Source organism: Pseudomonas chlororaphis, from assembly GCA_001023535.1.
Lineage (GTDB): Bacteria > Pseudomonadota > Gammaproteobacteria > Pseudomonadales > Pseudomonadaceae > Aquipseudomonas > Aquipseudomonas chlororaphis_E.
In genome coordinates this window covers 2455320-2480049 of the sequence record CP011020.1, presented here as the reverse complement: position 1 = coordinate 2480049, position 24730 = coordinate 2455320, and the positions used below count along the sequence as shown (strand labels likewise).

At 63.9% G+C, this 24730-nt stretch carries 25 protein-coding genes; 12 read left to right on the top strand and 13 right to left on the bottom strand.

Going from position 1 to position 24730, the window contains the following annotated elements:
- Positions 1 to 543 precede the first annotated feature (543 nt).
- Together VM99_10850 and VM99_10845 are read left to right on the top strand one after the other, a co-directional pair.
- Entirely contained in the window at positions 544 to 1266 is a 723-nt protein-coding gene (locus tag VM99_10850; protein ID AKJ98529.1) for a chemotaxis protein CheY, read from the top strand.
- Positions 1263 to 2873, top strand: coding sequence for a histidine kinase (locus VM99_10845; GenBank protein AKJ98528.1), 1611 nt, complete (start codon positions 1263 to 1265; stop codon positions 2871 to 2873). Before VM99_10850 ends, VM99_10845 begins: the two co-directional genes overlap by 4 nt.
- Positions 2874 to 2990: 117 nt before the next feature.
- On the opposite strand, the gene VM99_10840 is transcribed toward VM99_10845, so the two are convergent.
- Both VM99_10840 and VM99_10835 read right to left on the bottom strand, forming a co-directional pair.
- Positions 2991 to 3725 (bottom strand): 4'-phosphopantetheinyl transferase, encoded by a 735-nt coding sequence (locus VM99_10840; protein AKJ98527.1) that lies wholly within the window; start codon positions 3723 to 3725, stop codon positions 2991 to 2993.
- A 167-nt stretch (positions 3726 to 3892) separates the two neighbouring features.
- Positions 3893 to 4684, bottom strand: coding sequence for a dienelactone hydrolase (locus VM99_10835; protein ID AKJ98526.1), 792 nt, complete (start codon positions 4682 to 4684; stop codon positions 3893 to 3895).
- A 152-nt stretch (positions 4685 to 4836) separates the two neighbouring features.
- Here VM99_10835 and VM99_10830 point away from each other — a divergent pair, with 152 nt between their 5' ends.
- The 3 genes from VM99_10830 to VM99_10820 all read left to right on the top strand — a co-directional run bounded on the left by VM99_10830 (position 4837) and on the right by VM99_10820 (position 7562).
- Positions 4837 to 5436 (top strand): membrane protein, encoded by a 600-nt coding sequence (locus VM99_10830; protein ID AKJ98525.1) that lies wholly within the window; start codon positions 4837 to 4839, stop codon positions 5434 to 5436.
- A 105-nt stretch (positions 5437 to 5541) separates the two neighbouring features.
- Positions 5542 to 6219: a transcriptional regulator gene (locus VM99_10825; protein ID AKJ98524.1), complete on the top strand. Its 678-nt coding sequence runs from the start codon at positions 5542 to 5544 to the stop codon at positions 6217 to 6219.
- Positions 6216 to 7562, top strand: a complete 1347-nt coding sequence (locus VM99_10820; GenBank protein AKJ98523.1) for a histidine kinase — start codon at positions 6216 to 6218, stop codon at positions 7560 to 7562. The genes VM99_10825 and VM99_10820 overlap by 4 nt, the downstream gene beginning before the upstream one ends.
- A 160-nt stretch (positions 7563 to 7722) precedes the next feature.
- Here the strand turns inward: VM99_10820 and VM99_10815 are convergent, their stop codons facing one another.
- Complete coding sequence (locus tag VM99_10815) at positions 7723 to 8721, bottom strand: AraC family transcriptional regulator (protein ID AKJ98522.1); 999 nt, start codon at positions 8719 to 8721, stop codon at positions 7723 to 7725.
- A gap of 332 nt (positions 8722 to 9053) precedes the next feature.
- Between VM99_10815 and VM99_10810 the strand changes: the two genes are divergently transcribed.
- Positions 9054 to 10385, top strand: a complete 1332-nt coding sequence (locus tag VM99_10810) for a C4-dicarboxylate transporter (GenBank protein AKJ98521.1) — start codon at positions 9054 to 9056, stop codon at positions 10383 to 10385.
- A 205-nt stretch (positions 10386 to 10590) separates the two neighbouring features.
- Positions 10591 to 11772 (top strand): carnitine dehydratase, encoded by a 1182-nt coding sequence (locus VM99_10805; GenBank protein ID AKJ98520.1) that lies wholly within the window; start codon positions 10591 to 10593, stop codon positions 11770 to 11772.
- 120 nt (positions 11773 to 11892) lie between these two features.
- Here the strand turns inward: VM99_10805 and VM99_10800 are convergent, their stop codons facing one another.
- Both VM99_10800 and VM99_10795 read right to left on the bottom strand, forming a co-directional pair.
- Positions 11893 to 12387 carry a sprT gene (locus VM99_10800; protein AKJ98519.1) on the bottom strand — a complete coding sequence of 165 codons (495 nt, stop codon included), beginning with the start codon at positions 12385 to 12387 and terminating at the stop codon, positions 11893 to 11895.
- Between the two features lie 159 nt (positions 12388 to 12546).
- Complete coding sequence (locus tag VM99_10795) at positions 12547 to 13149, bottom strand: membrane protein (GenBank protein ID AKJ98518.1); 603 nt, start codon at positions 13147 to 13149, stop codon at positions 12547 to 12549.
- 414 nt (positions 13150 to 13563) lie between these two features.
- Here VM99_10795 and VM99_10790 point away from each other — a divergent pair, with 414 nt between their 5' ends.
- Positions 13564 to 14388 carry a tRNA 2-thiocytidine biosynthesis protein TtcA gene (locus tag VM99_10790; GenBank protein AKJ98517.1) on the top strand — a complete coding sequence of 275 codons (825 nt, stop codon included), beginning with the start codon at positions 13564 to 13566 and terminating at the stop codon, positions 14386 to 14388.
- 67 nt (positions 14389 to 14455) lie between these two features.
- Positions 14456 to 15130, top strand: coding sequence for a 3-methyladenine DNA glycosylase (locus tag VM99_10785; GenBank protein AKJ98516.1), 675 nt, complete (start codon positions 14456 to 14458; stop codon positions 15128 to 15130).
- 99 nt (positions 15131 to 15229) lie between these two features.
- On the opposite strand, the gene VM99_10780 is transcribed toward VM99_10785, so the two are convergent.
- From VM99_10780 to VM99_10770, 3 genes are read right to left on the bottom strand one after another with little or no spacing between them, the layout of a single operon-like run.
- Positions 15230 to 15655 (bottom strand): membrane protein, encoded by a 426-nt coding sequence (locus VM99_10780; GenBank protein AKJ98515.1) that lies wholly within the window; start codon positions 15653 to 15655, stop codon positions 15230 to 15232.
- Positions 15648 to 16253, bottom strand: coding sequence for an NAD(P)H-quinone oxidoreductase (locus VM99_10775; protein ID AKJ98514.1), 606 nt, complete (start codon positions 16251 to 16253; stop codon positions 15648 to 15650). The genes VM99_10780 and VM99_10775 overlap by 8 nt, the downstream gene beginning before the upstream one ends.
- A complete protein-coding gene (locus VM99_10770; GenBank protein ID AKJ98513.1) occupies positions 16250 to 16603 on the bottom strand; it encodes an arsenate reductase in 354 nt (117 codons plus the stop codon). Before VM99_10770 ends, VM99_10775 begins: the two co-directional genes overlap by 4 nt.
- Positions 16604 to 16715: 112 nt before the next feature.
- On the opposite strand from VM99_10770, the gene VM99_10765 reads away from it, so the two are divergent.
- Positions 16716 to 17183, top strand: coding sequence for a peroxiredoxin (locus VM99_10765; GenBank protein ID AKJ98512.1), 468 nt, complete (start codon positions 16716 to 16718; stop codon positions 17181 to 17183).
- A gap of 203 nt (positions 17184 to 17386) precedes the next feature.
- Here the strand turns inward: VM99_10765 and VM99_10760 are convergent, their stop codons facing one another.
- The 5 genes from VM99_10760 to VM99_10740 all read right to left on the bottom strand — a co-directional run bounded on the left by VM99_10760 (position 17387) and on the right by VM99_10740 (position 22380).
- Entirely contained in the window at positions 17387 to 17791 is a 405-nt protein-coding gene (locus VM99_10760; protein ID AKJ98511.1) for a lipoprotein, read from the bottom strand.
- Complete coding sequence (locus tag VM99_10755; protein AKJ98510.1) at positions 17788 to 18225, bottom strand: hypothetical protein; 438 nt, start codon at positions 18223 to 18225, stop codon at positions 17788 to 17790. Before VM99_10755 ends, VM99_10760 begins: the two co-directional genes overlap by 4 nt.
- Positions 18226 to 18342: 117 nt before the next feature.
- On the bottom strand, positions 18343 to 19332 hold the full coding sequence (locus tag VM99_10750; GenBank protein ID AKJ98509.1) for a 2-hydroxyacid dehydrogenase: 990 nt from the start codon (positions 19330 to 19332) through the stop codon (positions 18343 to 18345).
- A gap of 66 nt (positions 19333 to 19398) precedes the next feature.
- A complete protein-coding gene (locus VM99_10745; protein ID AKJ98508.1) occupies positions 19399 to 22149 on the bottom strand; it encodes a chemotaxis protein CheY in 2751 nt (916 codons plus the stop codon).
- Between the two features lie 27 nt (positions 22150 to 22176).
- Positions 22177 to 22380: a hypothetical protein gene (locus VM99_10740; GenBank protein AKJ98507.1), complete on the bottom strand. Its 204-nt coding sequence runs from the start codon at positions 22378 to 22380 to the stop codon at positions 22177 to 22179.
- Between VM99_10740 and VM99_10735 the strand changes: the two genes are divergently transcribed.
- Both VM99_10735 and VM99_10730 read left to right on the top strand, forming a co-directional pair.
- The gene (locus tag VM99_10735; protein ID AKJ98506.1) at positions 22357 to 23079 is read left to right on the top strand and encodes a transcriptional regulator; all 723 of its coding nucleotides are present in this window, start codon (positions 22357 to 22359) and stop codon (positions 23077 to 23079) included. The two genes, VM99_10740 and VM99_10735, sit on opposite strands and share 24 nt — an antisense overlap.
- Positions 23066 to 24496, top strand: a complete 1431-nt coding sequence (locus VM99_10730) for a histidine kinase (protein ID AKJ98505.1) — start codon at positions 23066 to 23068, stop codon at positions 24494 to 24496. Before VM99_10735 ends, VM99_10730 begins: the two co-directional genes overlap by 14 nt.
- Positions 24497 to 24730 lie beyond the last annotated feature (234 nt).

Below are 24730 nucleotides of genomic sequence, written 5' to 3'. Positions count from 1 at the left end.
TGAAATCTCTGTCCAACTAGTGTTTGGTTTTTGGCCTAAAACCCTACATGTAGGGTTTTTTGCGCGGCGGGCTACAAGATAATGCGTTTTGGGGGGTGATGCAACGTACTACCTGTGGATAAGCCTGTGCGTAATTTGTGTGCGAAACATGGAACTACGCTGTAGGCCGCGACCTAGCTGGAGCGAGGCTTTTTTCATCGTTTTCAACCAGTCGAAAACAGTCCGGTGGTTTTTGCGGGCGCGGACGTTACCACACAAAACCCGGCTGACCGCACGCATTTAATGGCTTGTTTTCTCCGGGGGTGGCGTTTATACAATCGGCCGGTGTGCTGGCATGTTTATCCTCCTTTGATATGACAAAAAGAGGGGGCTGTAATCGAACCTCTGGAGCGAGCACTGTTGTGGCGAGGGAGCTTGCTCCCGCTGGGCTGCGAAGCGGCCCGGCTTTTTGCGATTGCTGCGCAATCGAGCGGGAGCAAGCTCCCTCGCCACAGGTAAGTGCTGATCCTTCTTTTTTATACTCACAGCAAGACGAGGCCCCCAGTGGAACAAGAAGCCTGGCAGGTATTGATCGTCGAGGATGACCAGCGTCTGGCCGAGCTGACCCGTGAGTACCTCGAAAGCAACGGCTTGCGCGTCGCCATCGAGGGCGATGGGGCGGTGGCGGCGGCGCGGATCATTGCCGAACAACCGGACCTGGTGATCCTCGACCTGATGCTGCCCGGCGAAGACGGCCTGAGCATCTGCCGCAAGGTGCGTGAGCAGTATGACGGACCGATCCTGATGCTCACGGCCCGCACCGACGACACCGACCAGATCCAGGGCCTGGACCTGGGCGCCGACGATTACGTCTGCAAGCCGGTGCGCCCGCGCCTGCTGCTGGCGCGGATCCAGGCCCTGCTGCGACGCAGTGAGCCGGAGCCGTCCGCCACGCAAAAGCCGCGCCGCCTGGAGTTCGGCCCGCTGGTGGTGGACAACGCCCTGCGCGAAGCCTGGTTGCAGGGCAATGGCATCGAATTGACCAGCGCCGAGTTCGACCTGCTGTGGCTGCTGGTGTCGAACGCCGGGCGCATCCTGTCCCGGGAAGAAATCTTCACCGCGTTGCGCGGCATCGGCTATGACGGTCAGGACCGGTCCATCGACGTACGCATTTCGCGCATCCGTCCCAAGATCGGCGACGACCCGGACCATCCACGACTGATCAAGACCGTGCGCAGCAAAGGTTACCTGTTCGTGCCCGAAGCCTGTGTAGACGCGGCGCCGTGAACTCGATCTTCCTGCGTATCTATGGCGGCATGTGCGCGGCCCTGGTGCTGGTGGCGGTGCTGGGCGTGCTGGCCCTGCACCTGCTCAACCAGGCCCGCAGCGAGCAATACCGCGAGCGCCTGGCCCACGGCACGTTTTCGTTGATGGCCGACAACCTGCGGCCGATGAACGACACCGAACGGCACCGGGCGCTGTTGGTCTGGGAGCGCCTGCTGGGCATTCCCCTGACGGTGCAGACGTTCAACCAGACCCACCTGGACCTCAGTCAACGCACCCGCGTGCTGCGGGGCCAGGCGTTGGTCGAGCAGACCGGGCCCCACGCGGCGAAGGTCTACCGCCTGGTCAGCGATGGCGAGCAATTGGTGCTGGTGGGGGAAGTCCAGCAGATCAGCGAGCAACTGGCGCGGGCGACCATCTACCTGTTGGCCGACGAACTGGTGCGCTACCCGGTGGCCGAGCAACCCCGGAGGCTCGCCCAACTCAAGGAGGAAAAAGGCTTTGGTTTCGATTTGCGCCTCATGACCGCCGAGCAGGCGGACATGGACGAAGACCAGCGCCGCCGGGTGTCCGAGGGCGATACGGTGATGGCCTTGGGCAAGGGCGGCGATTCGATCCGCGTGTTCGCCGGCATGGTCGGCACGCCGTGGGTCCTGGAGATCGGGCCGCTGTACCAGATGAACCCTTATCCGCCGCAATGGCTGGTGCTGATCGCGGCGTTGGGGTTGAGCCTGATTGGCCTGATCGTCTACCTGCTGGTGCGTCAACTGGAGCGGCGCCTGCGTGGCCTGGAGTCGGCCGCTACGCAAATCGCCCAGGGCAGCCTGGAAACCCGGGTGCCGGCTCGCGGCGCCGACTCGGTCGGGCGCCTGGCCGCTGCGTTCAACGGCATGGCCGAGCACTTGCAACAACTGTTGGCGATCCAACGTGAGCTGGTGCGAGCGGTGTCCCACGAACTGCGCACCCCGGTGGCGCGCCTGCGCTTCGGCCTGGAAATGCTCGGCACGGCCTCCACGCCCCAGGCCCGGGACAAATACCTGGCGGGCATGGACCACGACATCGAAGACCTCGACCGGCTGGTGGACGAGATGCTGACCTACGCCCGGTTGGAGCAGGGTTCGCCGGCGTTGAATTTCCAGCGGGTCGACCTGGACGCGCTGGTCAATCAGGTGATCGATGAACTGGGCCCGTTGCGCGCCGGTATCACCGTCGAGCGCGGACTATGCCTGTCGGCCGCCGATTGCGACGGCGCCTGGGTCGAGGCCGAGCCACGGTTCCTGCACCGGGCCTTGCAGAACCTGGTGAGCAACGCCATGCGCCACGCCAGCTCGCGGGTGACCGTCAGCTACCAGGTAGGCCAGTTACGTTGTCGGGTGGACGTGGAGGATGACGGGCCAGGCGTGCCGGAGGCGGCCTGGGAGCGCATCTTCAAGCCCTTCCTGCGCCTGGACGACAGCCGCGCCCGCGCTTCGGGCGGGCATGGTCTGGGCCTGTCGATCGTGCGGCGGATCATCCACTGGCACGACGGCCGGGCGTTGATCGGCAAGAGCAAGAGCCTGGGCGGGGCATGTTTCAGCTTGAGCTGGCCGCGGCATCAGGATCGGTCTTGAATGATGCAGCGCCTGATCCGCCGTCTTCGCGAGCAAGCCCGCTCCCACTGAGTGGAATGCATTCCAGATGTGGGAGCGGGCTTGCTCGCGAAGAGGCCCTTACAGCCACCACCTATCTCAGGCCTTGATCCCCACCAGGCTCAATAACTGCCCATCCTGCACCCCAAACTGCGCCTGCAGCTCACTGCCATGGCGCCATTCGGTCGACAGGTCCGTCAGCAGGCGCAGGTGCACTTGTCCATCGCGCGTCCAATCCAGCACCTCGGCATGCTCGAAATAAAAGCGTTGCCCAACGAGGGGGTACAGCGCCTTGAACAGGCTTTCCTTCACGGAAAAGGTCAGGGTCACGAGCAGGGCCCGCTCATCGCGGCCTAGGGTGGCCATGCGCAGCAGCTCGGGTGGGGTGAGGATTTCACCGCACAGGCGCTCGGCGCGCTCGGGTTCCAGCAGGTTTTCCAGGTCCATGCCCAACCCGCGCCAGTGGGTTCTCCTGGCGACGATGGCGGCCGCGTGGCCGTTGCTGTGGGTGATCGAGCCGCTGACATGGGCCGGCCACACCGGGGCCCGGTCTTCGCCAATGGCCGGCACGCAAGGCTGGCCATCGAGCCGTTGCAAGGCGGCCCGGGCGCAGATGCGTCCGGCGAGGAATTCGGCCTGGCGCTTGGCTACCGAACGCTGGATGCTCGCCGGCGGCTCGATGGCGCTGTTCAGGAAGTCATCCGCGCCCAGCCGTGCTGGATCGAAGCGGGTGCTCAGCAGCACCGTACCGGGCAGGGGTTCGGGCAACGGCCAGTGTTCATCCAGGGGCGAGCAGCAGGCGGGTAGGGTGGGGAGTGCGTTCATGGCGGGCATTTTGCCGGGTTGCCCGGGAGCTGTGTAGTGGGAGCAATGATGCCCTGAGTGAACAAGGCTTTTGTGGCGAGGGAGCTTGCTCTCGCTGGGCTGCGCAGCGGCCCCCCAAATTTGCGGGCGCTGCGCACCCGAGCGGGAGCAAGCTCCCTCGCCACGGATCTACAGGATCAATCGAAGATTTTCTTGAAGAACGCCTGCATGTCCGCCCACGATTTTTCGTCGGCCGACTTGTTGTAGCCAATGTCCGGCCCGCCGTGCTCGCCGTGGCTCAGGCGGTCGGCGTCAGGGTTGCTGAAGCCGTGCTTGGCACCGTCGAGGCTGACGAACTTATAGTCGGCGCCGGCCTTGTCCATCTCGCTCTTGAAGGCCTTCACGTTCTCTTCAGTGACCATGCTGTCCAGCGCGCCGTGCTCGACCAGCACCTTGGCCTTGACGCTGCCGGGCGTGGCCGGGGTGTTGGTCACCAGGGCACCGTGGAAACTCACCACGCCGGCCAGCGGCACGCCCTGGCGCGCAGCGTCCAGCACCACCTTGCCGCCGAAGCAGTAACCAATGGCGGCGAGTTTGTCCGGGTCGGTCTGGGGCTGCTTCTTCAGCAGGTCGAGCCCGGCCTGGAAGCGCGCACTGGCGGCCTTGCCATCCTTGAGCGCGGCCTGCATGAACGCCATGGCGTCCTTCGGATGTTCGGTGTTCTTGCCATCGCCGTACATGTCGATGGCCAGGGCACTGTAGCCCAGGCCGGCGAGGTCACGGGCGCGACGCTTGGCGTAATCGTTCAGCCCCCACCACTCGTGCACCACCACCACGCCCGGGCGCGGACCTTTGACGGCGTCGTCGAAAGCGTAATAGCCGATCAGCTTCGTGCCGTCGGCACTGGTGTAGGGAATCTCCTGGGTCTGGACAGCGGCGTGGCTCATGCCACTGAGGGCCAGAAGTGCAACGGCAAGCAACCTGCGCATGGTGGATCTCCTTGAGAGGGGGGCGTATGGGACAAGACACTCTAGCCGATTCATTCAGCCAAGGTTCAGAGAACGTTCAAGGGGTGTTCAGGGACCGCTGGTTAACGTGACTGCGACTTCACCCACCACCCACGCTTGAAAGGAATTTGATCATGACTGCGATGAAGAAACTGCTGCTGGCTTTCACCGTGCTGGGCGCCAGCGCCATGGCCCACGCCGATGACAATTTCGCCAGCCTGACCCTGGGCCAGACCAGCGACAAGGTCAAGAAGTCCGATGCCTTGAACGACAACCTGAACCACCCGAACGCCGACGGCATCATCGGTAAAGACACCACCTATGGCATTCGCCTGGGCAAGCAGAACGATCAGGGTCGCTACTACGCCACCTATGACAATGTCTCGGGCACCCACAACGGCATCAAGCTGCGCCAGGAAAACCTGCTGGGCAGCTACGACGTGTTCTATCCGGTCACCAGCACCACCAAGCTGTTCGGCGGTGGCACGGCGGGCCTGACCAAGCTGACCCAGGATTCCCCCGGCTACAGCCGCGACAGCGACATCGGTTACGCCGTGGGCTTGCAGGGCGGCGTCCTGCAACAAATTTCGCAGAACACCTCGGTAGAACTGGGTTACCGTTACCTGCGCAGCAACGCCAGCACCGAGATGAGCCCCCACGGCGGCGACAAGGTCGGCTCGCTGGACCTGACCAGCAGCGCCCAGACCTACCTGTCGGCCAACTACACGTTCTAAGCGGCGTGGGGTGAGCGTATCCCGCCGGATCGGTCCAAGACGATCCGGCGCCTTTCGTTGTGGTACACAGCACTGGATCGTTTGATTTGCCTGGGGAGAGGCTTCATGAAATTACTGGTCGTCGAAGACGAGGCTCTGCTGCGTCATCACCTGCAAACCCGTCTCACCGACAGCGGCCACGTGGTGCAGGCCGTCGCCAACGCTGAAGAGGCCTTGTACCAGGTCGCGGAATTCAACCATGACTTGGCCGTCGTCGACCTCGGCCTGCCGGGCATCAGCGGCCTGGAGCTGATCCGCCGGCTGCGTTCCCAGGACAAGACGTTCCCGATCCTGATCCTGACCGCCCGCGGCAACTGGCAGGACAAGGTCGAGGGCCTGGCCGCCGGGGCCGACGACTATGTGGTCAAGCCCTTCCAGTTCGAAGAGCTGGAAGCCCGCCTGAATGCGCTGTTGCGGCGCTCCAGCGGCTTCACCCAGTCGACCATCGTCGCCGGGCCATTGCTGCTGGACCTCAACCGCAAGCAGGCGTCCCTCGACGAAGAACCCCTGGCCCTGACCGCCTACGAGTACCGCATCCTCGAGTACCTGATGCGTCATCACCAGCAGGTGGTCGCCAAGGACCGCTTGATGGAACAGCTGTATCCCGATGACGACGAGCGCGATCCGAATGTCATCGAAGTGCTGGTCGGGCGCCTGCGCCGCAAGCTGGAGGCCCCTGGTGGCTTCAAGCCGATCGACACCGTGCGAGGACTGGGCTACCTGTTCAACGAGCGCTGCCAGTGATTCGTTCGCTACGCCTGCGCTTGATGCTGGCCGCCATGACCCTGGCGGTGTTGTTCATGCTGGCGCTGCTGCCGGCGATGCAAGGTGCGTTCAGCCTGGCGTTGCAGGAGTCCATCGAGCAGCGCCTGGCGTCGGACGTGACCACGCTGATTTCCGCCGCCCGGGTGGAAAACAACCACTTGAAAATGCCGACGCAACTGCCCGATGAGCGCTTCAACCTCGCCGATGCAAGGTTGCTGGGCTATATCTATGACCGCGACGGGCGATTGGTGTGGCGCTCGAAGGCCACGCGGGAAGAAAACATCAACTACACGCCGCGCTACGACGGCCAGGGCAACCAGTTCGCGCGAATCCGCGAGAACGATGGCCAGGAGTTTTTCGTCTATGACGTCGAGATCCAACTGCTCGGCGGGCAGAACGCGGCCTTCAGTATCGTCACCCTGCAACCGGTCCGCGACTACGAGGTGACCCTGCAAGGCCTGCGGGACAATCTCTACCTGGGTTTTGGCGCGGCCCTGCTGGTATTGCTGGCGCTGTTGTGGATCGGCCTGACTTGGGGCCTGCGGGCCTTGCGGCGCTTGAGCCAGGAGCTGGACGAAATCGAAAGCGGGGCCCGGGACAGCCTCAGCACCGAGCACCCCCGCGAGCTGTTGCGCCTGACCGGCTCCCTCAACCGCCTGCTGTACAGCGAGCGCGAGCAGCGCAGCCGCTACCGTGACTCCCTCGATGACCTGGCCCACAGCCTGAAAACCCCGCTGGCGGTGCTGCAGGGCGTCAGCGAAGACATGGCCCGGCGCCCCGCGGACCGGGACCAGGCCTGGGTCCTGCAATCCCAGATCGAACGCATGAGTCAGCAGATCGGCTACCAGTTGCAGCGTGCCAGCCTGCGCAAGAGCGGACTGGTGCGTCACCAGGTGCCCTTGCGCCCGGTGTTGCAAAGCCTGTGCGACACCCTGGACAAGGTCTATCGCGATAAACGGGTCGAGGTCGGTTTCGACCTGCCGGAGCACTGCCAGGTGCCGATCGAGCAGGGCGCCTTGCTGGAAATGCTCGGCAACCTGTTGGAAAACGCCTATCGACTCTGCCTGGGGCAGGTGCGCGTCAGCGTCCACCAGACCCTCGGCGGCATGGAGCTGTGCGTCGAGGACGATGGACCGGGCGTACCGCCGGATCAGCGGGCGCGGATTCTCCAGCGTGGCGAACGGCTCGACCGCCAGCACCCGGGGCAGGGGATTGGCCTGGCGGTGGTCAAGGACATCATCGAAAGCTACGGCGCCACGTTGACCCTGGGGGATTCGGAACTGGGCGGCGCGGCGTTCCGGATTCATTTTCCGGTGGTGTGACTGACATTTTTGCTGTGTCGGCGGGGCCTGTGGCGAGGGAGCTTGCTCCCGCTCGAGTGCGCAGCGCTCGCAAGTTTTTAGGGCCGCTTCGCAGCCCAACGGGAGCAAGCTCCCTCGCCACAGGGGCCGGCAGCACGCCACAGAGGTTGGATGTTACCCCCTAGTTCTCCTGCTCCCGATAAGCCCCCGGTGTCACCCCCGTCCACTTCTTGAACGCCCGATGAAACGCCGACGGTTCCGAGAACCCCAGCTGCTCGGCAATCTCCTGCAATGACAGCTGCGCGTGCCCCAGGTGATAGATGGCGATATCCCGCCGCAGTTGGTCCTTGAGCGCCTGGAAACTGGTGCCTTCCTCGCGCAGGTGCCGGCGCAGCGTCTGGGGGCTGATGTGCAGGTGGCTCGCCACGGTGTCCAGGTCGGGCCAGCGTGCCGTGTCGCGGCTGAGCAGGCGCCGCAGCTGGCTGCTCAGGCTGTGGCCGTCGTCCGGGCGCGACAGCAGGTCGGCGGGGGAGCGTTCGAGAAAATGCTTGAGGGTGCGTTCGTCCTGCAGCAACGGCATGTCCAGGTAGCGGCTGTGGAACAACAAGCTGCTGCTGGGAGCCCCGAACACCAACGGACAGGGGAACAGCAAGTCGTACTCGGCCCCGTGGGCGGGCCTCGCGTAGCCAAACGTTGCCTGTTCCAGGCCGATCCGCTGGCCGATCAACCAACTGCCGAGGCGATGCCAGATCACCAGCAGGCTTTCGCTCAGGAAGTGATCCGGGTCCCACAGCGTCGAGTCGTCCAGCACCAGCCGGACCCGCTCGCCTTCGGCTTCCAGTGACAGGCGCGGGGCGTCGGGGAACAGGCCGTAGAACAACAGGCCGCGCTGGAGCGCCTTGCCCAGGGTTCGGCAGTGGATCAACGCGTGGCACATCATTGCAAACGTCCCGGGTTTACTCGGCGCCCGGCCGAACCCCAGGTATTCATCGTCCAGTTGTTGCCACAGCGCCTGCAACAGGCGCGCGAACTGTTCCGGCGCGATGCGCGCCCGTGACTCCTCCAGCAATTGGGGGCTGATGCCCAACTGTTGCAGCAGGGGAAGGTAATCGAAGCCTTGCCGGCGCGCGCCACCCAGGGCTGCGCGGGCGAAATGGCTGGCGATCGTGCGTTGGCGCATGGCAAGAAATCCGTCCGTTAAGCCGGCGATGGTAGCAGCGGGACGGACCTGGACAAGGCGGATATCCGCCAAATTCCGGAGCGGGAAGCGGTCAGCAGGCGGAAATCCGCCACCTTACACGCCCTGTTTAAACCCTTGTGGAATGCGCCAACCCGTCTGCTATACCGGATGTAGGAGGTTTCGCAAAAATGGCACGCGCTTTGCGATGCGTTAGGTAGGTCTGCCGCGTGCAGCCGACAAAACAAATCCCTCCAGTGCAGGAGGGTTCGCAATTGAGGTTTCGTGGACGACAGGTGGATGTTGTCGCACGGGACGCTTGAGGAAGGTTTGCCATGACGACTCGTCAGCCCCTGTACAAATCCCTGTATTTCCAGGTGATCGTAGCCATTGCCATCGGTATTTTGCTCGGCCACTTCTACCCGCAGACCGGTGTTGCCCTCAAGCCGTTCGGTGACGGGTTCATCAAACTGATCAAAATGGTCATCGCCCCGATCATCTTCTGTACCGTCGTCAGCGGTATCGCCGGCATGCAGAACATGAAGTCGGTCGGCAAGACAGGCGGCTATGCGCTGCTGTACTTCGAGATCGTCTCCACCATCGCCCTGCTGATCGGCCTGGTCGTGGTCAACGTCGTGCAACCGGGTAACGGCATGCACATCGACGTGTCGACCCTGGACACCAGCAAGATCGCCGGCTTCATCTCCGCCGGTAAAGACCAGAGCATCGTTGCCTTCATCCTCAACGTGATCCCGAACACCATCGTCGGCGCGTTCGCCAACGGCGACATCCTGCAAGTGCTGATGTTCTCGGTGATCTTCGGTTTCGCCCTGCATCGCCTGGGCGCCTACGGCAAGCCGGTCCTGGACTTCATCGACCGCTTCGCCCACGTCATGTTCATCATCATCAACATGATCATGAAACTGGCGCCCCTGGGTGCATTCGGTGCCATGGCCTTCACCATCGGTGCCTACGGTGTCGGTTCGCTGGTGCAACTGGGCCAGCTGATGATCTGCTTCTACATCACCTGCGTGGTGTTCGTGCTGGTCGTGCTGGGTGCCATCTGCCGCATCCACGGCTTCAGCGTGATCAAGCTGGTTCGCTACATCCGTGAAGAGCTGCTGATCGTGCTGGGCACCTCCTCGTCGGAATCGGCCCTGCCACGCATGCTGATCAAGATGGAACGCCTGGGCGCCAAGAAGTCTGTCGTTGGCCTGGTCATCCCGACCGGCTACTCGTTCAACCTGGACGGTACTTCGATCTACCTGACCATGGCCGCGGTGTTCATCGCCCAGGCCACCGATACCCACATGGACATCACCCACCAGATCACCCTGCTGCTGGTGTTGCTGTTGTCGTCCAAGGGGGCTGCCGGCGTGACCGGTAGCGGCTTTATCGTACTGGCCGCCACCCTGTCGGCCGTGGGTCACCTGCCGGTGGCTGGCCTGGCGCTGATCCTGGGTATCGACCGCTTCATGTCCGAAGCCCGCGCCCTGACCAACCTGGTGGGCAACGCCGTTGCCACGGTCGTGGTTGCCAAGTGGGTCAAGGAACTGGACGAAGACCAACTGCACGCCGAACTGGCTTCCGGTGGTCGCGGCATCTCCGACGTCCGCGAAGAGGACGAGCAGATTGCGGCAGCCGAAGCACCGGGCGCTGTGAAGTAAGCGTCAGCCTGCACTGAAAAGACCCGCCTCGGCGGGTTTTTTCATGACTGACGAAAAGGCCACTGCATCCCCTGTGGCGAGGGAGCTTGCTCCCTCGCCACGGCTCGCTTCTTGAGCGCATTGGTCACCCCAAACAACACCCGCGGTAATTGCCCCGCCTCTCATCCCTGCCTAGGCTTGAGCCATCACCCCTCGGAGATCGCTCATGCAAGGCCCACTGGCATCGCTCAAGGTTCTGGACTTTTCGACCCTGCTGCCCGGCCCGTTCGCCTCGTTGCTGCTGGCCGACATGGGCGCCGAGGTGCTGCGCATCGAGTCGCCGAACCGTGCGGATCTGTTGCGGATGCTGCCGCCCCATGACCACGGGGTGTCTGCCAGCCACGCGTACCTCAACCGCAACAAGCGCAGCCTCGCCCTGGACCTCAAGCAACCACAGGCGCTGGCGGTGATCGAGGCCTTGCTCGCCGACCACGACATCCTGCTGGAGCAGTTCCGGCCCGGGGTCATGGAGCGACTGGGCCTGGGATACGAAGCGCTGAAGGCCATCAATCCGCGGCTGATCTACGTCTCGATCACCGGCTACGGCCAGACCGGGCCGTACAAGGAACGCGCCGGCCACGACATCAACTACCTGGCCGTGGCAGGCCTGGCCAGCCACACCGGTCGTGCCGACAGCGGGCCGTTGCCGCTGGGGATCCAGGCAGCCGATATCGCCGGTGGCTCGCTGCATGGAGTGATCGGGCTGTTGGCGGCGGTGATCGCCCGGCAGCAGACCGGGCGGGGCCAACACCTGGACGTCAGCATGACCGACTGTGTCTTCAGCCTGAACGCCCTGGCCGGTGCCGGGTACCTGGCCTGCGGTCAGGTGCCAGGGTTTGAAAGCCAGATGCTCAATGGCGGCAGTTTCTATGACTATTACCGCACGCGGGAGGGCCGCTGGATGTCGGTGGGCAGCCTGGAGCCGGGCTTCATGCAGGCCCTGTGCGAGGCCTTGGGGCGACCGGAACTGGCGACCCAGGGCCTCTCGCCCGACCCCGCGCAACAGCGGGCGCTCAAGCAGGCGCTGCAGGTCGAGTTCGAAAAACATGATTTCGCCGAGTTGTGCCAGTTGTTCGCGGGCATCGATGCCTGTGTCGAGCCGGTGCTGGGGTTGGACGAAGCGTTGCAACACCCGCAGTTGCAGGCGCGCGAGGTGGTGACCCAGGTGCCTCGGGGCGATGGTTCGCGCCAGGCGCAGATGGCGTGTCCGCTGAAGTTTTCGGATGGGCTGCCCGCGCCCCGGCACATTGGCGCGAAGGTTGGGGAGCATACGGACCAGGTGTTGGGGGAGCTGGGGTTTAGTGCGCAGCAGATTGCCCAATTGCGCGGTGACAAGGTGATTTTGTAGTGCTTTTTAGGGCCCCTTCGCGAGCAAGCCCGCTCCCACATCGGACCTACGGTGTACACAAGTCCCCTGTGGGAGCGGGCTTGCTCGCGAAGAGGTCAGTCCAGGCACCGCAAAATCAGGCTATTCCACCCGCGTCTCCCCACTGAACACCAACGTCCCCCGGCAACTGCGACACAAGTACCTGCGTCCCTGGCGTACCAGGCTGTGGCGCTGGGCCGAGAACGGGAAGTCACTGCCGTCGCACGGGCATTTATAGATGTAGCGGGTCACGCTGCGGCGTTTGATGGCGTAGGTGTGACAGCGATTGGGCGGCAGTTCGTACACCCCGCGCATGATCAGTTGCCACTCTTCGCCATGGGGCTGGATGCGCTCGCCAAACAGTTGGTGGGCGATCAGGTGTGCGACTTCGTGGGCAACGGTCTGCTTGAGGAAGTCATCGGCGTTTTCCCGGTACAACTGTGGGTTGAAGCGCAGCAGGTTCTCATGCAGGTGAGCGACCCCGGCTTTCTGGCCACGCAATTTGAAGCTGACCACCGGGCGTTTGAAAGGACGTTTGAAAAAGGCTTCGGCTTGTTGGTAACACTCTTCGACGCGGGTATTGAGTTGCTCGAGCATGCTGTACGGGTCTCCAGAAACCCGAGTATGCCGCAAGCATCGACCGTTGCGAATCGCCGGGGCGCCCAGCGGTCGTTTTCGCCATTGCCAACACAGGAAGGCCGCCTTGCGGCGGCCTGTGTTGGCAGGATTGCTTGTTATCGGAGGGGCTTCTTGCGGTTAATTGGTATACACCGGGCCAACGCCCAGGCCCCAGACGATCACCGTGAACGCCATGATGGCGACCAGCACCACCAGGCCGACGGCAAGCACCGAGCTGGAGAAGAGGAAGCCTTCGTCCTGGGGAATGTTCATGAAGGTCGGCAGGCCCACGTACAGCAGGTAGACCGTGTAGCAGATGGCCGCCGTGCCGACGATCATCCCCAGCCACATGTGCGGGTAGAGCGCCGCCAGGCCACCGATGAACAAAGGGGTTGCCGTGTAGGTGGCAAACGCGACACAACGGGCCAGGCTCGGGTTGGCGTCGTAGGTGCGGGCCATCCAGTGGATGAAGGCGCCCATCACCGCCACGCCGCCCAGCATCGCCAGGTATGACATGACCGTCATCCACAGCGCGCTTTCCTGCGTCAGCATCACCGGAGGGCGGTTGCCGATGACCCAGCCCACCTGCGTGGTACCGATGAACGCTGATATGGCGGGGATGGCCGCCAGGATCAGCGTGTGGGTCAGGTACATGTGGCTGATGCTTTCCTCTTGATCGCCACGGATCTCCTTCCATTCTTGATCAGGGTGGGTAAAGAGTCCCACGACATGATGGATCATAGTCAGTCACTCCTTTGTTATTGCCATCGCCCCCCAACGGAGCGCCTACGGGCCAAATGGCCAAGTAAGTAAAGGTCTGTATGTGTGTGCGACCTTATGCCGCAGTATAGAAAGGAGTTATCGCCAGCGGGATGGGAGGCTTAGAGCAAATTGCGCTGTGGGGCGGGGTGTTAATCGCCGATGGGTCTGTGCACACCTAGGCCTGTAGGAAATCCCCGTGGCGAGGGAGCTTGCTCCCGCTGGGGTGCGAAGCAGCCCCCCAATGCATCTGCCACCCGCGATGTGTCGGCTAAAGCTCAGGGGCTGCTGTACAGCCCAGCGGGAGCAAGCTCCCTCGCCACAGGGGACGGTGCCACATCCGGGATTTTTTGCGTAAAATGCCGGCCTTTCGTCACACCTCACGGATTTCGCGTCATGGGCACTCTTACGGTCAACCAGAACAAACTGCAAAAGCGCTTGCGCCGCCTGGCCGGTGAGGCGGTCGCCGATTTCAACATGATCGAGGACGGTGACAAGGTCATGGTCTGCCTGTCCGGCGGCAAGGACAGCTACACCTTGCTCGATGTGCTGATGCACTTGCAGAAGGTTGCCCCGATCAAGTTCGACATCGTCGCCGTGAACATGGACCAGAAGCAGCCCGGTTTTCCCGAGCACGTGCTGCCGGCCTACCTCGAGTCGCTGGGCGTGGAATACCACATCGTCGAGAAAGACACCTATTCGGTGGTCAAGGAACTGATTCCCGAAGGCAAGACCACCTGCTCGTTGTGTTCACGCCTGCGGCGCGGGACGCTCTACACCTTCGCCGACGAGATCGGCGCGACCAAGATGGCCCTGGGGCACCACCGCGACGACATCGTCGAGACGTTCTTCCTGAACATGTTCTACAACGGCACCCTCAAGGCCATGCCGCCCAAGCTGCGGGCCGATGACGGGCGCAACGTGGTGATCCGGCCGCTGGCCTATTGCAACGAGAAGGACATCCAGGCCTATTCGGACTTCAAGCAATTCCCGATCATCCCCTGCAACCTTTGCGGTTCCCAGGAGAACCTGCAGCGCCAGGTGGTCAAGGAAATGCTCCAGGAGTGGGAGCGCAAGACCCCTGGGCGTACCGAGAGCATCTTCCGTGGCCTGCAGAACGTTGTCCCATCGCAACTGGCGGATCGCAACCTGTTCGACTTCACCAACCTGCGCATCGACGAAAACGCCACGCCGCGCTTCGTCAACGTGGTGAACCTCTGACGCGACCAAGGCCTCTATTTCACGGCGCTCGCGAGCGCCGTTTTCATTTCTGACCCCAGGAGAGGGCATGCGCGATTACAAGTGGCTGCACGAGTATTGTCTGAACCGCTTCGGTTCGGCGGCTGAACTGGAAGCCCACCTGCCTGTTCCCAAGACCCCGGCGCAATTGCGCAAGATCAGTGACGACCGCTACCTCTCGACCATGGCGCTGCGGGTCTTTCGCGCGGGCCTCAAGCACAGCCTGGTGGATGCCAAGTGGCCGGCGTTCGAAGAGGTGTTCTTCAAGTTCGACCCGGAAAAAGTCGTGCTCATGAGTGCCGAGCACCTGGAGCGACTGATGCAGGACGCACGGATCATCCGCCACCTGGGCAAGCTCAAGAGCGTGCCGCGCAACGCCCAACTGATCCTGGATGTGGCCCACGAAAAAGGCAGCTTCGGCGCGCTGATCGCCGACTGGCCGGTGACCGACATCGTCGGCCTGTGGACCTACCTGAAGAAACACGGCCATCAACTGGGCGGCCTGTCGGCGCCGCGCTTCCTGCGGATGATGGGCAAGGACACCTTCGTGCCGAGCTATGACGTGGTGGCCGCGCTCAATGCCCAGGAGATCATCGACAAAGTCCCCACCAGCCTGCGGGACCTGGCGACGGTGCAGAATGCTTTCAACCGCTGGCATGAAGAGAGCGGCGGACGGCCGATGTCGCAGATTTCGATGATGCTGGCCTACACCGTCAATCATTGAGACCGCGTCGCGCCCATCGCGAGCAAGCTCGCTCCCACAGGGGATTTGTGAACACCACAGACCTCATGTGGGAGCGAGCTTGCTCGCGATGGCGGCCTCTCAGGCGACAGGGACCTCGCCTTCCCCCGCCAACCGCCGGTTCAACTGAAACCGCCACCGCACATACAACAACGCCGAGCAGAACACCGCCAGGCTCGCCGCCATTTCCAGCAGGCCGAACAGTTGCCGGTTCGGGTCATAGGCCGCCAGCGCGCCCTTGATGAAGTACAGGTTCACCACGAAGCACATCCACGAGTGGCCGCGGGCGCTGCCGGTGAGCATGCCGGGGGCGAGGATCAGCAGCGGCACCAGCTCGATCAGCAGGATGACCCAGGGCCGCGCACCGTGCAGGTCAGCGATCAGCAGGTAATAGGCGCTGAGTAACCCCACCAGGCCAAAGAAGCACAGCAGGCTGAGGAGGCGGGCGATGCGCACCCGCGGTTCCAGCCACGCAATGGGCGGCAGGATCTTGGGCTTCTTAGCCACGGCCTTTCTCCAGCAACTGTGCCGTCTTCGCCAGGCGCGAACCCAGGGCCCGGCACAGCGCGACTTCGTGTTCGTTCAGGCCGCGCTTGCCGTCGCTTCCCGCGTGATGGCTCGGCCCATAGGGCGTGCCGCCGCCTTCGGTGTCGATCAGCGCCGACTCGCTGTAGGGCAGGCCGGTAATCAGCATGCCGTGGTGCAACAGCGGCAGCATCATCGACAGCAGGGTGGTTTCCTGGCCGCCATGCAGGCTGGCCGTGGACGTGAACACCCCGGCCGGCTTGCCCACCAGGGCGCCGGTCAGCCACAGGTTGCTGGTGCCGTCGAGGAAATACTTCAACGGCGCGGCCATGTTGCCGAAACGGGTCGGGCTGCCCAAGGCCAGGCCGGCGCAGTGCTTGAGGTCATCGAGAGTGGCGTAAAGCGGGCCTTGCTCGGGGATGTCCGGCGACACCGCTTCACATTCGGTGGAAATCGCCGGCACCGTGCGCAGCCTGGCTTCCAGCCCGGCCTGCTCGATGCCACGGGCAATCTGCCGGGCCATCTCATGGGTCGAGCCGCTGCGGCTGTAATACAACACCAGGATGTACGGTGTGCTCACGGCAGGATCTCCAGGATCTTCTCCGGCGGACGACCGATCACGGCCTTGTCGGCGGTTTCCAGGATGGGCCGTTCCATGAGTTTCGGGTGGGCGGCGATGGCGGCGATCAACTGCGCCTGGCTCAGGCTTTCGTCGGCCAGGTTCAGGTCTGTGTAGGCCTCTTCACCGGTGCGCAGCAGTTGCCGGGCGGTAATGCCGAGCTTGCCCAGCAGGCGTTCCAGTTGCGCGGCGTCCAGTGGGGTTTCCAGGTAGCGGACCACGGTGGGCGTCAGGCCGCGGGCCTCCAACAGTTCCAGCGCACCGCGGGATTTCGAGCAGCGCGGGTTGTGATAAAGCGTCAGATCGGTCATGAGCGGGTCGCATCTTGCGTAAGGTGGCGGCTATTCTACTGTGCCGCGAGGCCCCAAGCACCCAACAGAGGCAACGGGTCGCGGCAGCTCACATTCAGACAAGGATCGGCACATGGTAAGGCGACTGACGGCGGCAATGACATTCATGGGCATTTTGTTGCTCGCCGGCTGCGGCAACGACTACGGGGTAGACCAGAACGGCCAGGCCGTCGCCTCGCAGCGGCTGGACAAGCAATGGCTGGTGCTCAACTACTGGGCGGAGTGGTGCGCGCCGTGCCGCACCGAAATTCCCGAGTTCAATGCCCTGGCCGACCAGCTCAAGGGCCGCAACGTCGGCGTGTTCGGGGTCAATTTCGACCAGGTGCAGGGCGAGGAGCTCAAGAGCGCCAGCGACAAGATGGGCATCCGCTTCACCGTATTGGCTCGCGACCCGGCCGAGATCTTCGACCTGCCACGCAGTGAAGGGCTGCCGGTGACCTACATCATCGACAACCAGGGCAAGCTGCGCGAGCAGTTGCTCGGGGAGCAGACGGCGGCGGGGGTGATGGCGAAGCTGGAGGCGTTGCAGGCGCTCAAATAAGACCTGTTGCAAGGTGGATACCTTGTGGCGAGGGGATTCATCCCCGTTGGGCTGCGAAGCGGCCCCCATATATCAATGCCACCGCGATATATCAGACCAAACGCAAGGGGGCTGCTACGCAGCCCAGCGGGGATGAATCCCCTCGCCACAATCATCGCATCTACATCAGCTCATTAGTGTTGCCAGCCACAGGGGGGGCGGTCTCAGCCTTCTTCTAGCCACCAGCGCAGCGGCTTGCCCTGGGCGGGCCAGAAGCGCATCTGCTCGTTGGGCGCGATGTCCCAGCGCTCGACCTTTTCCAGCGCCTGCAAGAAGCGGCCTTCCTGCTCCATCACGGCCGGGGCGCAGAGCTTGCGGGTGCTGCCGATCTTGCCGAAGTTCAAGCGGTGGCCTTCCAGGGTGTAGGCGGCAAACCAGTGGTTGCAGCCGCCGTTGCCATAGGCGCGACCATCGTCGCCGAGGGTGATGGTCAGGTGGCTGTAGTCCATCAACGGCCGTTCGCCGATCCACTCCAGGATGTAGCTGCGATTGTGCTGCAGTTGCACAGGTTCAGCGGCGCAACCCATCAGGCTCATGCCGATCAACGCGGCCAGGGCCGTGTGTTTCATCGGGCTGCTTCCTGGCATTTCGGGCACAGGTGTTTTTCACCGACCGTGGTCCAGCCCAACTCGGCGATACGCGCGTTGGCGGCTGGCTTCTGGGCCTTGACGCCCAGCTGGGCATCGACGGCGAACTCGAAGCTCAGTGCCTTGGCGCAGCCGTCGCATTTGACCTGCCAGGTGTGGATCGCCAGTTCGCCGAACACTGGGCCGGTGGTCATGGCAGTCCATTGGCCCATGGGCTTGAGCAGGTGCCGGACGGTGTCCACGGTCAGTCGCATGGACAGGTCCTTGCTGCCCTTGAGGGTGACCAGCAAGACATCGTTGGCCTGGATCGAGCCGCCATTACCGGTCACCTGATAGCGGCCCGGCGCCAAGGCGCGGACTTCGGTCAGGGTGTGCTGCGGGTTCATCAGGGTGTAGCGGAAATCGTGTTCGGCCATGGGTCCTCCAAATAGGCGCGACATGCTAGCACGGGGGCATGGCTGGGGATGGGCAACCACGAGTCTTGCCGACGAAACTCCATCCTGTGGGAGTTATGTGTTGGCTGATAGAGCAGGTCAGCCATCTACCAGGTTCTGTGGCGTGCCAGCCGCCCAGGCGGCGATGTTGTCCAGAGTGGTGGTGGCGATCGCCGCCAGCGCTTCATGGGTCAGGAAGGCCTGGTGGGCGGTGACGATCACGTTGGGAAAGGTCAGCAGCCGGGCCAGGACATCGTCCTGCAGGGGCTGGTCGGAGCGGTCCTTGAAGAACAGTTGGGCCTCTTCTTCATAGACATCCAGCCCCAGGTAGCCCAACTGACCGCTCTTCAGCGCTTCGATCAGCGCCGGCGTATCCACCAGCCCGCCGCGCCCGGTGTTGATCAGCATGGCGCCGCGTTGCATCGCGGCCAGGGACTGGGCGTTGATCAAGTGGCGGCTCTGTTCGTTGAGCGGGCAGTGCAGGCTGATGATCTGCGCCTGTTCCAACAGTTGCGGCAGCGGCAAGTAATGGGCGCCCAGCGCTTCGAGCTGGGCATTGGGGTAGGGGTCGTAAGCCAGTAACCGGCAACCGAAGCCGGCCATGATTCGCGCGAACGTCGCGCCGATCTGCCCGGTGCCGATCACCCCGACGGTCTTGCCCACCAGATCGAAGCCGGTGAGGCCATGCAGGCTGAAGTTACCGTCGCGGGTACGGTTGTAGGCGCGGTGCAGGCAGCGATTGAGGGCCATGATCAGCGCCACCGCATGTTCGGCGACGGCGTGGGGCGAGTAGGCAGGCACCCGGACGATGGCCAGCCCCAGGCGCTGGGCGGCCATCAGGTCGACATGGTTGTAGCCGGCCGAGCGCAGGGCGATCAGCCGGGTCCCGCCGCTTGCCAGCCGCTCCAGCACCGGGGCGCTGAGGTCGTCGTTGATGAAGGCGCAGACCACTTCGTGGTGTTCGGCCAGGGCGACGGTGTCCAGGTTCAAGCGCGCCGGCTGGAACTGCAGTTCAAGGCCGGCGGGGGCTACAGCCTTGCTGAAACTGTCGCGGTCGTAAGTCTGGCTGCTGAAAAGAATCACACGCATGGCGGCCTCCTGAGGCTTGGATGGCATCAGCTTAGCCGTGATGGCCCCGACGGTTATTGCGCTGGGTCAGGCGCTGATACGGGCCTCGCTCGCCAGCCGATTGATGGCGCGCTCCAGTTCTTCCAGGGCGGCGGCGGCTTTGGGGTCCTGTTGCTTGAGCAGGGTTTCGCTGCGCTGGCAGGCGGCGCGCAGTTGCGGAACCCCGCAGTAGCGCGTCGCCCCGTGCAGGCGATGGACTCGTTCGATCAAGGCGTTGTGATCGTTGGCCTCGCTGGCCTGGCGGATCGCTTCGCGGTCGGCTTCCAGGGACGCCAGCAACATCGCCAGCATGTCCGCCGCCAGGTCGGCCTTGCCGGCGGCCAGGCGCAGGCCCTCCTCGTGGTCGAGCACCAGCAGTTCACCGCCGGTCTGGGCGTCGCCGTGGCGCTCCGGCGACTGATTGCGCAAGGCCAGGCCGGTCCATTTGAGCACCACCTGGGCCAGTTGCCGTTCGCTGATGGGTTTGGTCAGGTAGTCGTCCATGCCGCTTTGCAGCAGAGCGCGCTTTTCGTTGGCCATGGCATGGGCGGTGAGGGCGACGATCGGCAGCGGCGTGCAGTGGCGCTCGCTTTCCCACTGGCGGATCGCCTCGGTGCTCTGGCGCCCGTCCATGCCGGGCATCTGCACATCCATCAGCACCAGGTCGTAGGTTTCCTTTTGCACGGCCTTGACCGCGGCATAGCCGCTTTCCACCGCCAGCACCTTGGCCCCCATGTCTTCGAGCAGGGTCTGCACCAGCAACAGGTTGGCCGGGTTGTCATCCACGCACAGCACTTTGGGCGCGCGGCTGGCCACCGGCTCGTTCGGCTCGCTGCGGGTTGGCCGTGGGTTCACCAGGTCGGACAGCGAGCGGCGCAACTTGCGGGTGCAGGCGGGCTTGGCCTGCAACTGGCTGTGGGGGTTGGGCACCGAGAGATGGTAGAGCGTCTGTTCGGTGGTGGGGCACAGCACCAGCACCTTGCAGCCCAGGTGTTCGAGGTCCCAGATGTGCTGGTTGAGGCGTTCCGGCGGCATGTCGTTGCTGGTGATGCCCAGCACGGCCAGGTCGAACGCCTGGTCGGTCGGGTGGGCGACGGTGACGCCGTTGGTCAGGCTTTCCAGGGTGTTGAAGGGCGTGACGTGCAGGCCGCAGTCCTCGAGCTGGTGTTGCAAGGCCTGGCGCGCCAGCTCGTGGTTTTCCAGCAGCGCCACGCGTCGGCCCAGCAACGGCGGGCCGGGCAGGTCCTCGGCGTCGTCGCGGGTCTTGGGCAGGCGCAGGCTGATCCAGAACTCCGAGCCTTCGCCCGGCGTGCTGTCCACGCCGATCTCGCCGCCCATCTGTTCCACCAGGCGCTTGGAAATCACCAGGCCCAGCCCGGTGCCGCCCGGCTGGCGCGACAGTGAATTGTCGGCCTGGCTGAACGCCTGGAACAGCGCCCGCACGTCCTGGGCGGACAGGCCGATGCCGGTGTCCTGGATGCTGATGCGCAACTGCACGCTGTCTTCGTGTTCGTCTTCGAGCATGGCCCGGGCGACGATGGTGCCCTCGCGGGTGAACTTGATGGCGTTGCTCACCAGGTTGGTGAGGATCTGCTTGAGGCGCAACGGATCGCCCACCAGCGACAACGGCGTGTCGCGGTACACCAGGCTCACCAGCTCCAGCTGCTTGGCATGGGCGGCGGGGGCGAGGATGGTCAGGGTGTCTTGCAGCAGGTCCCGCAGGTTGAACGGGATGTTGTCGAGCACCAGCTTGCCGGCCTCGATCTTCGAGAAGTCGAGGATCTCGTTGATGATGCCCAGCAGGCTGTCGGCGGATTTTTCGATGGTGCCCAGGTAGTCGAGCTGGCGTGGGGTCAGCTCGCTTTTCTGCAAGAGATGTGTGAAGCCGAGGATGCCGTTGAGCGGGGTGCGGATCTCATGGCTCATGTTCGCCAGGAATTCGGATTTGATCCGGCTCGCTTCCAGGGCTTCCTTGCGCGCCAGGTCCAGCTCGATGTTCTGGATCTCGATGGTTTCCAGGTTCTGGCGCACGTCCTCGGTGGCCTGGTCGATGCTGTGCTGCAGTTCTTCCTGGGCGTTCTGCAAGGTGCCGGCCATGCGGTTGATGCCCGACGCCAGTTCGTCCAGCTCCTGGCTGCCCAAGGGCGGCAGGCGGGTTTCCAGGTGACCGTCCTTGAGCTGGGCCACGGCCTGCTTGATCTGGCTCAACGGGCGGTTGATCGTGCGGCCCATGCGCAGGGCCAGCAGCGCGGTCAGGCCCAGGCCGGCGGCAATCAGCAACAGGCTGGCGAAGAGGCTGCGATAACCGCGCAATAACATGCCGCTGTGGGACAGCTCCAGCTCGACCCAGCCCAGCAGGCGGTCGGCTTCTTCGGGAATCAGTTCGCCCGCCAGGTTGCGGTGCTTGCCGAAGACCGGCAGCAGGTAGCGCGTGGCGTCGTTGCCGGTGCGTTGCAGCAATTGCGTGCTGTTGCCCTCAGGCGCCCGGTTGAGCATGGTCGGGCCGGCGTGGGCCAGCGGCGAGCGGTCGGGGGCGAGGAAGGTCACGGCGCGTACGTCGGTTTGTTCCAACGACTGGGTGGCGATGCGCTCCAGCAGCTCGGTGTCTTGCCGGCTCATGGCGGGGGCGACCAGCGGGGCCAGTTGTTCAGCGATCATTTCGCCACGTTGCAGCAACTGGGCATGCAGGTCAGATTGCTGCATCCAGGTGAAATAGCCGCCCAAAACCAGCGCCATCAGGCTGGTCGGCAACAGGGTCAGCAACAGCACGCGGCCTTTGATTCCCAGTTTCTTGAGCACACTTGTCTCCTGCATCCAGCGGTTCGATTAAGCGTTGCGCGCATCCGGCACGCAGTACCTGCGCAGTGTAGCGATTTGCAGGCGGGCAATCTTCGTAAAATTCAAGTCGCCGCGCATCGCGGCCGCCGGGCGAAGGGCGTAGACGGTGGTTGCCTCTTGGGGGTTGATCTTGAATAATCGCCAACTGAGAATTATTTGCAGATAGTCATGACTCCCACTTCCGCCGTTCACCCGCGCATCCTGTCCATCGAAGACGATCCCGTGCTGGGCGCCTACGTGCATGAGCACCTGGGCCGCAGCGGGTTCGACGTGACCTGGTGCCAGAATGGCCAGGAAGGCCTGGACATCGCCTGCCAGCAGGCTTTCGACGTGGTGCTGATGGACATCCTGTTGCCGGGCCTGGATGGCCTCGCGGCGCTGACCCGCCTGCGCCAGAGCCACTCGACCCCGGTGCTGTTGATGTCGGCGCTGGGGGCCGAGGCTGATCGCATCAGTGGCTTTCGCCTGGGCGCCGACGATTACTTGCCCAAGCCCTTCAGCATGGCAGAGCTGCACGTGCGTATCGAAGCCATCCTGCGGCGGGTGGCGCTGGACCGACGACCGGCGCTGGCGGCGAGCGGTCGCCAGGCCCGGGACCTGGCCTTCGACGAAGAGCGTGGCGATGTACACGTCGGCGGGCAATGGGCCGGCCTGACCCGCAGCGAATACCGCCTGCTCGATGTCCTGCAGCGCAGCGGCGATGAAGTGTTGAGCAAGGCCTTCCTTTATCAGCATGTGTTGCAACGCGGCTACGCCCCCCACGACCGCAGCCTGGACATGCACGTCAGCCAGATCCGGCGCAAGCTCAAGGCGATCGACTACAGCGCGCGCCAGGTGCGCACGGTGTGGGGCAAGGGCTACGTGTTGAGTGCCGACGATGAAATGGTCTGACCTGCCGGGCCGGCACTCGCTGTTCTGGAAACTGGCGTGCCTGCTGGTGGCGTTCTGTCTGCTGATGATCTGGCTGAGTTGGTCCTGGGGCCGCTACATGGAGGTGCGCAACCAGTTCCTCTCTGACGAAGCCCGCCACACACTGAGCCATTATGCCGCCGAGGCCGAGCAAGCCTGGTCTGCCGGCCAGCAGGCGGGCGTCGAGCAATGGCTGCAAGGCATGCAGCAGCGGGAAGCGAGTTGGGTCGGGGTCATTGGCGGTGACTTGCAATCGCTCGGCGACCGCCCGCTGACCGACAGTGAAACCCAACGCCTGACGTTCCTGCGCGGGCTCGACTGGCCGATCCACAAGAAGGGCCGTCCGTGGCTGCGGGTGCCGTTTCCCGGTGACCCGTCCGTCGGTAGCCTGGTGATCGAGCTGCCAGAGCGTTTCCTGCCAGGGCAGTACCGGGTGTTCTGGCGCGTGATCACCAACGGCGTGATTCCGGGCTTGTTCACCCTGCTGCTATGTGTGGGCCTGTATCGCCTGCTGGTGGTGCCGCTCAACCAACTGCGCGAACAGGCCAACGCCTGGCGGGCCGACCAATTGAACGTGCGCCTGTCCAGCCACACGACCAACCGGACCGATGAACTGGGCGAGCTGGGACGCGCCTTCGATCACATGTCCGAGCGCCTGCAATCCACGGTTGCCCTGCAACAACAGCTGTTGCGCGACCTGTCCCATGAACTGCGCACGCCGCTCAGCCGCTTGCAGGTGGCCAGCGAAAGCGAGCAGGCGCTGCCGCAACTGCGCGAACGCGTTGCGCGGGAAGTCGCCGGCATGCAGCGGCTGGTGGACGACACGTTGCAACTGGCCTGGCTCGACACCGAGCGCGCGCCGTTGCCAGGCGAGGCGATCCAGGTCCAGGCGCTGTGGGAAATGCTCAGCGAAAATGCCTGCTACGAAAGCGGCTGGCCCGCTGACCAACTGCATTGCAGCGTGCCTGCCGATTGCTGGGTCCAGGGCAACCTCAACACCCTGGCCCAGGCCCTGGAAAACGTCTTGCGCAACGCCATCCGCCACTCACCGCCCGGCGGCGTCGTGCGGTTGGCCGGCCAACGCGACGGCGCCCACTGGCATCTGTGGCTGGAGGACGAGGGCGGCGGGGTGGCCGAGCAGGATCTTTCACGCATCTTCGACCCCTTCATCCGCCTCGACGGCTCCCGTCCGGGGGACGGTGGTTTCGGGTTGGGCCTGAGCATCGCGCGCAATGCGGTGCTGCGTCAGGGCGGGGGGATGTGGGCCGAGAACGCGAGAAAGGGATTACGCCTTAACCTGCTGCTAATCGCCAGTGAGCCCTGCACGGCCCCTGTGGCGAGGGGATTTAGCGAAACGTCGCACCGCCCCGCTGGGCTGCGAAGCAGCCCTCAGGCCTGAGTCCTCGGTGTGTCAGATCGGTTATCGGGGGCCGCTTCGCGCCCCAACGGGGATAAATCCCCTCGCCACAAAAAAATGTGTGCACTGCGCTCCTTGCTTGCAGCTTGCAGCTTGCAGCTTGCAGCTTGCAGCTTATGCGCTTATTCCCATAAGCCATAACCACCTCACTTTGCGTGATATGGCCTCGCCGGGTTTGCCGGTATGATAGGCGCCCCCGCAGCCCGGATTGCGAAT